The 9604-nt window shown below is 56.6% G+C and carries 8 protein-coding genes and 1 pseudogene; all 9 read right to left on the reverse strand.

Going from position 1 to position 9604, the window contains the following annotated elements:
- Positions 1-519, reverse strand: a 519-nt coding sequence (locus H3V53_RS41325; protein WP_336602761.1) for a glycosyltransferase family 4 protein, incomplete at its 3' end; no start/stop codon positions are given.
- Positions 520-559: 40 nt separating this feature from the next.
- Positions 560-1783 (reverse strand): glycosyltransferase family 4 protein, encoded by a 1224-nt coding sequence (locus H3V53_RS41330; protein ID WP_336602762.1) that lies wholly within the window; start codon positions 1781-1783, stop codon positions 560-562.
- Entirely contained in the window at positions 1780-3249 is a 1470-nt protein-coding gene (locus H3V53_RS41335; protein WP_336602763.1) for a glucose-6-phosphate isomerase, read from the reverse strand. Before H3V53_RS41335 ends, H3V53_RS41330 begins: the two co-directional genes overlap by 4 nt.
- Before the next feature lie 3 nt (positions 3250-3252).
- Positions 3253-4404, reverse strand: coding sequence for a glycosyltransferase (locus H3V53_RS41340; protein WP_054920957.1), 1152 nt, complete (start codon positions 4402-4404; stop codon positions 3253-3255).
- A complete protein-coding gene (locus H3V53_RS41345) occupies positions 4401-5360 on the reverse strand; it encodes a glycosyltransferase family 2 protein (protein WP_336602764.1) in 960 nt (319 codons plus the stop codon). The genes H3V53_RS41340 and H3V53_RS41345 overlap by 4 nt, the downstream gene beginning before the upstream one ends.
- Positions 5361-5372: 12 nt before the next feature.
- A pseudogene (locus H3V53_RS41350) lies at positions 5373-7569 on the reverse strand (polysaccharide biosynthesis tyrosine autokinase).
- A 135-nt stretch (positions 7570-7704) separates the two neighbouring features.
- Positions 7705-8826 (reverse strand): polysaccharide biosynthesis/export family protein, encoded by a 1122-nt coding sequence (locus H3V53_RS41355; RefSeq protein ID WP_419539742.1) that lies wholly within the window; start codon positions 8824-8826, stop codon positions 7705-7707.
- A gap of 47 nt (positions 8827-8873) precedes the next feature.
- Positions 8874-9317, reverse strand: coding sequence for an arsenate reductase/protein-tyrosine-phosphatase family protein (locus H3V53_RS41360; protein ID WP_054920953.1), 444 nt, complete (start codon positions 9315-9317; stop codon positions 8874-8876).
- A gap of 70 nt (positions 9318-9387) precedes the next feature.
- On the reverse strand, positions 9388-9604 hold a 217-nt coding region (locus H3V53_RS41365; protein WP_336602766.1), incomplete at its 5' end, for a UDP binding domain-containing protein.

The raw sequence follows: 9604 nt of genomic DNA on the forward strand, positions 1-9604 counted from the left end.
GCGCTCGGCCGGGATGCCGTAACGCGACGAGAGAATCCGGCCGAACGCATCGGACAGCACGATCAGCCGCGAAGAACGCGCATACACCGTCTGCTCCAGGTAGCGCTTGGCGCGCTGACAAAGGGAGTCCGCGCCTTCGACATGACTTTCGTCGGCCCACGGTCCATGAAAATGGGACACCTGCGGAATGCCGCGCGTGACGTCCAGGCCCGGCAACGTGTAGAGCGCAAAATGCGACGAGATCACGTCGGGGCGCTGCTCGCGAATCTCCCGGCGCAACGCGCGGCGCGCGGCCATCAGGCGCAGCGGCAGCGACTGCGCGGCGGAACCGAAACCGCTGATGGCGCCGTTGGTGTCCTGCGCAACGCGCTCCGAGCCCGCGACGACGCCGCGCACTTGGACGCCCGCGCCCGGCAACGCGCCGATCAGTGAGTAATACATGCGGTCGAGACCGCCCGCGCGTTCCGGAAACCAGTGCATGCCGATTTGCAGCGACGCGATCGGAGAAGAAATGACCATGTTGTTACTCATGAGCAACCAAATCCGAGAAACACAATATTCATTGCGAAATCCGAGGCTCGCCAGTCGTATCAGATCCGATTGAACTCCTTTGGCAATTGACCATCGACGAAGCTGGCTTCAACTCGCCATGAAAATCAGCCAAATTTCGATATAGCGCGATATACCGTTGCGCCATACGCTCCCAGTCAAAATTCATCGCGGCCCTGACCGCCGCATTACTCATTGCACGTCTCTTGGCATTGTTGGAAATCAAATAAGTGACGGATTCCGCAAGTGCACGCGCATCGTTGGGATCGTCGAGCACGATTCCGCATTCGGATTCGATAATTTCCGTCCCACCCGCTGTGCGCACCGTGACGACAGGCAGGCCCGCCGACATAGCCTCAAGGAGAATCAAACCCATCGGTTCGTAAAACGATGGAAACACAAAGACATCGACGGAGTGCATCAGCACGGGCATCTCCGCGACGAGACCTAAAAAGTGCACGCGATCGACGATGCCGAGTGCTTTCGCTTCTTCCGGATACGGACTTCCCGGCAGGTAACCGGCCACTACGATATGCACTTGTTCGGGCAGATGCGTCATCGCATTTAGCACCGCGCCGAGATTCTTACGCGGCGTGCGCAGATCACCGACGAACAAAAGCAGGAACTTGTCTTCAGGCAACTTGAAGCGCGTGCGGTCGCCCCGCGCAGCGGCATAACCCTGCGTATCGACACCGTTGTAAATCACATCGAGCCGGTTGCGTGGCGTGAGGCCGATCGCGGCAATCTCGGTCGCGACCTTCTGCGACACCGCCGCGATCACGCGCGAACGCCGGTACGCCCACCGCTCCAGCATGGCATTCACACCCGTGTAGACGAACTGATAGCCAGACCACAACCCTTTGCTCAAACTGAAGGGGTAGTACTTGCTGTTGAACCACCCGCTATGAACGAAATGAGCGGTGTTCACGTCAGCCGGCATCCACGTAATGAAGCCGTTGACGTGCAGCACGTCATATAAGGCGCGATGCTTGCGCAACCACCACGCGCTCTTCAACGCGAACACCTGCTGGCGCAGCAGGTTAGTCGGCCAAAAGCGGCCGATTGTCACAGGAACCCAGCGCACCAGCGGATGCTCGAGCAGTTCGGGCGCGACATGCGAGGCGACCAGGGTGATCTCAATGTTCTCGTCGAGCGCCGCGCGCGCGATTTCGTAATTGACGCGGCCCTGTCCGTCATTATGACGCACAGTGTGCGTAACAATGGCGACTCTCAACGTCGACCTCGAGTGGCGGAATTCGTTCGGTGGTATTGCCTTTTCATGGGCTCTGCCGCAAGGATCAAAAATATGCTCCCATAAAACATAAGGCCACTCGTTCCCACCACCGAGTTCGTGAACAAGAGCATTCCAACAAGAGCCACTGCTATAGATATGTTTGCCGAAACGAATCGATCGCCGGGAAGACGCCTGGATTTGAATGCCGCTCCCGTCAATAGCCAAATCAAGCCGGATATGTAAAGCAATGTTCCCGGCCAACCAAGGACGAATGGGATGTTCATCAGACCGCTGTCGAAGTTTCCATACTGGCCAAGATGGCCACGGTCGTTCGAGAGCTTTGTCGATGTGCCCGTCGCACCCAGTCCTTCACCCGTCAGGTCGGTGAACGCGGTACGTGCGAAACTTGTATAAAAGTCGTTCCGCGCGGCGTAGCTCTGATCGTCGCTCAAATTAATGAGCGTCTGCAGTCGAATCTCCATCCGATCAGCAGTCGAGCCGATCATCATCAGCGGTAGCAGCACAAATGACAAAACTAGGAAAGTTGAAGCAATACGTACTCTGAGCTTGTTATTCGACAGTACGAGCTGGATAAGGATCGCGATCACCCATCCTCCCCAAGCCGAACGAACTAGACTCAAACAGAATGACAGGAAACCTAATGTTCCCGCTACCCACCGAATGCGAGAGCTTGCCTCTATCACATAAGCCAGCGCCCCCATCATCACAAACGCAAAAGGACCAGAAGAATTCATCGTGCTAAACACACGCACACCAAATGGAACCGAATCGCCGAGTGAATTCATCTGGGAATTTGCCATCCAAAGAACGTCCCAAGGAGGCATGACGCAAAACTGCACAAAACCGTAGCCGCCCATCAGCAGCATGCCCCAGATGAAGGTATTGATGATGGTCCCGCGGAAATGCGGATACTGGCGTGAGTACGCCATGATGTGAAAGCCGATCAGGATCGGATAGACCCAATTCGCAAAGTCGTACAAGGCCGCCATCGGACCGCTGGAGACGACGCCAATCACGAATGCATATCCGAGCCCCGCCAATACCAGCAGAACGGGCAAACCACGCCGCTGCGCCAGCAAGTGGTAGAAACGGATTAGCGACAACCCGCTGATTATCGTCACGGCGAGGGGCGCAACCTGGATCAAGCTCGTTGGCGTGTACATACCTATAGACCAATCCGCGAGACGTCGCACTTCTGGACTCAAAAACCAAAGCCACCAAACATATCCGACATATCGAACAGGGCTCGCGAAATACAGCCAAAAACCGACCGCGATCGAAAGCACCGGGAAGGCGAGCGTGAGTACTGCGCCTTGATGCGCGACGATCAAGATGGCCGTAACGAGCCACAACAACGCAGGCGGCAGCCACTCGTTCGTCTGACGCCTGTCGCTCTTGACGATGCGTACGGTGCTGTCGATTCCGGCGCGTGCAATCGACGACATCGCTTACATTCCTTCCCTGTTCTGCGACCGCACGCGTGCGGTTCCGCTGCCGTTCACGTTCTGCGCGGGATGCCGGTGCCGCGTTTGCCGGCGCAGCAGATCGCGTGTGATCTTGACGTGCTGCTGCGCATAGTGCTGCGTTGTGTGATCGCGCGACACGAGTTGCATCGCCGCCACCTGCGCCTGCTGCAGCGCCTCGTCCGGCGACGCGATGAGGCGGAGCAACGCCTCTCGCAGCGCGGCTACGTCAAACGGCGGCACGAATGCGGCCGCGCTCGCCGAAAAGTAATCGTCCAACCCGCCTACGTTCGTCACGACCATCGGTTTGCCCACGGCGGCTGCTTCCAGCATCACCGTGATACCGGACGCATGTGTATTAGGACGCAGCGGCACGACGACCACGTCGGCCCAGTCGTACAGTTCGCGCTGCTTTTTGAGGCCCGCTGCAGGCGCGACCTGCACGTTCACTGAGCGCAGCGCACGCGGAATGCGCCGGCGCGTCGCGAGCCGCACTGCGAAGCGCGGATCGTTGCCGACGGCTTTGATGAGCGTCTCCCAGTCGCGGTCGCGATCATTGCCGATGGCGGCGATGCGCAACGGCGTGTTCGGCTGCCACGCCTTCGACTGCTGCACCGGAAAGTCGCGCGTGTTCAGCCCGTAGGAAAGCTGCGTCGCGTCCCGGTCGAAATACTCACGGCACAATTCGGCGTTATCACGCGCGAGCGTCGTCAAGAGATCGGCACGCGCAATCAGCTTCCGATAGAACCAGCGACGCAGCGGCCCATAGTTCGGCCACTTATCCAACAGCCACACGCTTTGCGCAACCAACAGTGGTTGGGTTTCCCGTTTTCCTTCTATCAACAACATCAGCGCGACCGATAGCCATTCCTGTTCGGTGTGCGTCCAAATCACATCCGAGCGCAGCATCTCGTCGCGATTGCGCAGTGTGTGAATCAGGTCGAAACCCAGCAGCACCTTCAGCGCACGACGCGCGAGGCGCACTGGCACGCTCTCCTTCGTGTCCTGCGAATAACTCAACTGGAGATCGTCGGATTCGGCATGGTGATAGCCATATAGGCAGCCGATGTTCTCGCCGTGGCGATAGCAGCGCGGATCGCCACCGTAAAAAAGATGCACGTGAACCTTCGTGGTCATGCGTGCGAACTCGTAATCGGACCGCCATTTCTCCGTGAGTGCACGCGGCGCGCCTCACGTCCGCCAACGCGGACTGCCCGCCAACGCGCGACATCCGCTTGCCGTTCATTGGAGAGCAAAGCGCGCAGTAAAAGCACCATACCGGGATAGACGCGCGTGCCGATGAGCGCATACCACCACCACGCGACAGCGCAACGCAACGGAGGCAAGTGGTCTCTCAGTGTCAGATGCAAGTTAAATGCAGCGTTGCACACAGCTGCCATGCTCGGCGCGTCTCGACGATCTTCATCAAATCGTTCGGCAGGAAAGTGGTCAACCGCTACCTTTGGATCGTAGATCAGCTTCCAGCCAGCATTCTTCACGCTCATGCTGAATGCCATATCGTTATGAACCTGCGCTCCCGACCCGCGCAACCGTGTATCAAAACGGATATTGCGAATCGCGTCGCGACGGTAGCTCATATTGACTCCTTTGAGCACATCAACTTCGCGCGGTTCTCCCGCGCCCAGATGGTGATTACCAATGAGTTTGCCGCTGAGCGCAATCTTCCCGACAGTGGGACATTCGCCCAACAGCACGTTGTTCTTCAGATGCACCCAGTCCCGCCCACCGAGCCCACCCATTCTCGGGTCTGCACTAAAGGCAGTGGCTATGCGCCCCACCCAGTCCGGGCGTGGCGCCGCGTCGTCATCAGTGATCGCAATGACATCACCCGTAGCAGCATCCAAGCCACAGTTCAATGCTGCAACCACACCGGGCACCTGACTCAGCGCGACGGTAAGCGGAAGCCCTTCTACGACTTCCGGATTCTTCAAACACGTCAAAGTAGCCTCGTCATCCGACCGCGCCACGACCACAACTTCATCGCATTGGCGCTCCTGCGTTCTCAACGCTTGGAGACACCGCACCAGATCCTTCTCCCGGCGATAAGTCGGAACCAGCACCGTTAGTTTCATTATTTTCTTCCGTCAAACAGTTGAGGTGTCCGTAGTCAGGTAGCGATGTACAGCACCGTAGCCGTGTCGCCCGGAGGACGCCATACAATTGAAAATCCCCCCTTTCAAATCAATTCCAGCCACCTTGAGCCGCTTAATAGCATCGGCGATCTCAACCGGACGGTGCATGCCCGACCGCAGGACAAGGAAACTCGTCCCGGCATGCTCACCGACGAGCGATGCATCTGTGACTGCGAGCACAGGCGGTGTATCGATAAGAATCACGTCGTACAGCGATTCCAGTTCATGAAGACAATTGGCGAAACGAGATGACATCAGTAGCTCCGCGGGGTTCGAGGGCCGCTGGCCACACGAAATGAAATCAAGCCCGTCAAAGCGCGTCTCCCTGATCGCTTCCTCAACCGAAATGCTGCCGGCCAGAAGTTCCGCAAGACCGCCGTCAACCGCACAACCCATGTATCGCTCAAGCGCGCCCTTACGCATATCCGCGTCGATGAGCAAAACATCTTTGCCTGAGTTCGCGAGCAGAACAGCCAGATTCACCGCTAGGAAACTCTTACCAACGCCGGCAACAGGCCCCGTCAGCATGACAATCCGATTACGGGCATCAAGCATCGTGAATTGCATCGACGTACGCAAACTTCGAAGACTCTCTACACAAGGGTCCGCTGGACTTGCATGCGCCAACACCGAATGCGGCGACGCCTTTCCGGTCACGTAACGACCACCGATCTGCATGTGTTGCTCGCTTAACGGCACCATTCCGCAAATGGGCAGTTGGAACATGCGCTCGACGGCCTCTGGATCTTCGATTCCCTCGAACAGTCTTCTCCGCGCGAGGATCACGGTCACCCCAAGAATGAGACCCAGCATTACAGTTGCGGACATGATCAACAGTTTCTTTGGTTTGACCGGCGTGCCAGGCCGAAGCGCCATATCAACTATTTGTGCATTTCCGCCGGTGCCCGCCTTCTGAATAGAGAGTTCTTGCTCCCGTGTCAGAACCAACTCGTAAATCTCGGCAGCGACCTTGGCGTCACGCTGTAATTGCACAGCACGTACTTCCGCCTCTGGTAAATTTCGGAACCGACCTTCATAGCGGTCGTGCTGTGCTTTTAGCTGATCAACCTGATGAAGAGTCGCTTTAATTAGCGGATGATCGTCTCCAAATCGCTCCTGAAGCGCTGCGAGTTGCAGACGCATTGCCGACACCTGCTCTTCGTACTGCACACTCCCGGCGAGATATACTTTGGCTTCCTCGCCTGCAGTGATCGATCCTGATTGCCGTTGATATTGCGCCAGCGCAATCTCGGCCTTATCAAGCTCCCCTTTCAGGCGTGGCTCCTCGGTTTTCAGGAAAGACAACATGTTCTGAGCGTTGACCTGCTTACTCAGAACATGGCGTCGGAGATACGTTTGGGCCAGATCGTTGGTCACTTCGGCCGCAAATTCCGGATCGTCGCTTTCCATTGATACGTCGACGAGGCCCGTTAACTTTCCCTGCTCCTGCACCGTGATAAATTTCTGAAGGCTGATAACGGCGTCAACATCGTTTACCCGTACGACGGAAAATTGCGTTCCCGGACGAGCGATAAGTTGATTGACGAAAAGCGTGACGCCGTTCCCGCTTGACGCCTGTCCCACAGTTCCGTGTACGAGTAGTTTCCCGTCCGGATCCTGCAGATCGTATCGGCCATCGGGACGGCTGGTCAGTATGAGTCTTTCCCCTTCGAGCGCGCGCGGCACTTCGACGCTTCTTAGGTCTGCAACTTCCCCCCCCCCATGCATACGAAGTTAGACCGAACCATGGATCGGCAGGCCGCCCTGGCGTCGCCAACCTCAGCGCCAATCGCCCCAAGACGGGGAATTCTTTCGGTTCAACAGAAATATCGAACTTGAACTTTTTGACAACTTCTCCCATCACGTCGCGACTCTGCATGATCGTGATTTCCGCATCGGCTGGGAGAGGTGTCATCGAGCTTGTGACACTGCTTAACTGCATCAGTGCCGAAGCGGCATCGTTTACCTGTTCTATCTTTATCAATGTGTTTGCGACATATACCGGTTTCGCAAAAGCACAATAGAGGCCACCGACAGCCACTCCCACCAGTGCCGCACCGACGAGCCACCAGACATCTTCCGCGATGACGCGCAACAACTCGCCGAGGACGAACTCCTCCTCCGGATCACGTCGCGTATCCGGATTCATAATCCCATTATTTTTCACTTCAGTACTCACGGCTTCTTCTACATAATTGCGATAGGATGGGAACAAGGACCATGCGCCTATTGCTCGAAAGCGACTGCTTGGCACCTTAAGGTGGTCCAGATCCCCGAATAGCCCCTAGTGCGTTAGCTGCTTCAAGTAGAAGAGCGTTTGCAATGTCGGTAACACTTGCTGCAAGACACGATTGAATGTTGCGGACGCCGCTGTTCCAACATATACAACGTCCATCGGCTGGAGCTGGAACTGCGTCGACAACATGATCGAGTTGGGTTGAGTCATGTCAAGATGAAATACGTCAGGTGTCGCCGGCTTTTCCTTCACACCTCGCAATACGTATATCTGACGAGGATTTGCGTCGGAATCGAGAATTCCTCCCGCCTGCGTAAGGGCGTCCGCAATTGTCAGACTCCCCCGGTACATCGAAAGAGGTGCTGGCGTCTTTACCTCCCCCATTACAAAGACGCGGCTGTCAGCGCGGTCCGGTACGTTAATGACATCGCCCGACTGCAAAAGGACATCCTGCGACATATCACCTCGATCCAGCATCCGATTTGCGTCGAGCACGTATAACTGCTTCTTGCGAACGAGACGAATCCGTTGAAGGTCGGCATCGCTCGTACTCCCTCCCGAACGCGTGATTGCATCGACCAAGGTAAGTGGTACATCGCTGACAGCCAAAGGCCCGGGCGCCTTCACCTGCCCCGTTACCTGCACTTTTTGACTGCGAAACGAAAGCACACGAACGTCAACTTGTGGGTTCTTGACAAACCGAACAAGACTGATCGCCACCTGATCGCGAATCTGACCAACTGTCTTGCCGGCAACCTGCAGGCGCCCGGAAAACGGAATGAAAATGGTGCCATCGGCTGCGACGGTCTGACCGTATGGATCTGCCTGCCCAGGTAACGCCGTGGTGTACGGCTGCTGCAACGTTGCGGCGAGCGTTTGAGTCGTGTTACCGCCAGACGAGAAGGAGGTGACTGTCGGCGTGGTCAATTCTGGGTGGTCCCATATCGTGACTCCCAGAATGTCTTGTGGCTGAACGTGATACACATAGCGCCCAGAACTCGCAAGCTGATCGGCCGTGGCCTGCTGTACTCGTTCGGCTTCTGCGCGGGACCGCGTTTGCTCAACAATCAGCTCGGCATCGATCGGTCTTACTGGATATATTTCCGCAGTCTCGACAGAGGACTGCTCTTTGAGCCGGGACGTATCGAGATAGTTGCCCGGTGCAGTCATGCACGCCGAAAGAAGCGGCACGATGACAAGACTCACAAAGTATTGCCTCAACATATACGTTCAATCCAGCCCGCCGCCAATCGCTCAATCAGAATCAAGGACGCGCGATATGACGACTCCGACTTACCATGAGGATCGACAACGTCGATCTCTTCCCAATTACCCAACGTAAACACCTTGCCCCGAGCCGTGCGATCGAGGGCTTCCACCTGGCCGATCTGATTTCGCGCGGCAACAAGTATGAGATCCGCCTCCCGCACCATGCTGATGTTCAAGCGTCTCGAACGGTGTGGCGCAACCGGCAGCCCCCGTTCCACCAGCAGGTTTTTCATAACAGCATCCATCCCCATTCCTTCGAACGCGCGAACGCCCGCCGAGTGATAGCTCACTGGTTTGCAGGAAATTCTCGGATGCAACGACTTGAAGATCACTTCTGCCGCAGGCGAACGACAGATATTTGCGTGACATACGATCAATACGTTCGAAAACATGGCCAAGACTCTTTTCTCAACTCGATCTGATCGCGGTAAAAGGAGGTCATCGAACTAACGCTTCAATCGATTAAACGGGTTGCCCATCGGCGTATCGCTTTGATCCGTGACTTTCAATGCTTCGCCGTCCAATCGAGTAATAGTCGATGCCGAGTTCCGACATCGCCTCCGGCTCATACAGATTGCGGCCGTCGAAAATCAGCGGCGCTTTCAGCTCGGCCTTCAGGCGCGCGAAGTCCGGGCTCTTGAATTCCTTCCATTCGGTGACGATGACGAGGGCATCCGCG

The sequence above is a fragment of the Paraburkholderia bengalensis genome (assembly GCF_037126505.1).
In the GTDB taxonomy this organism is placed as follows: Bacteria; Pseudomonadota; Gammaproteobacteria; order Burkholderiales; family Burkholderiaceae; genus Paraburkholderia; species Paraburkholderia bengalensis.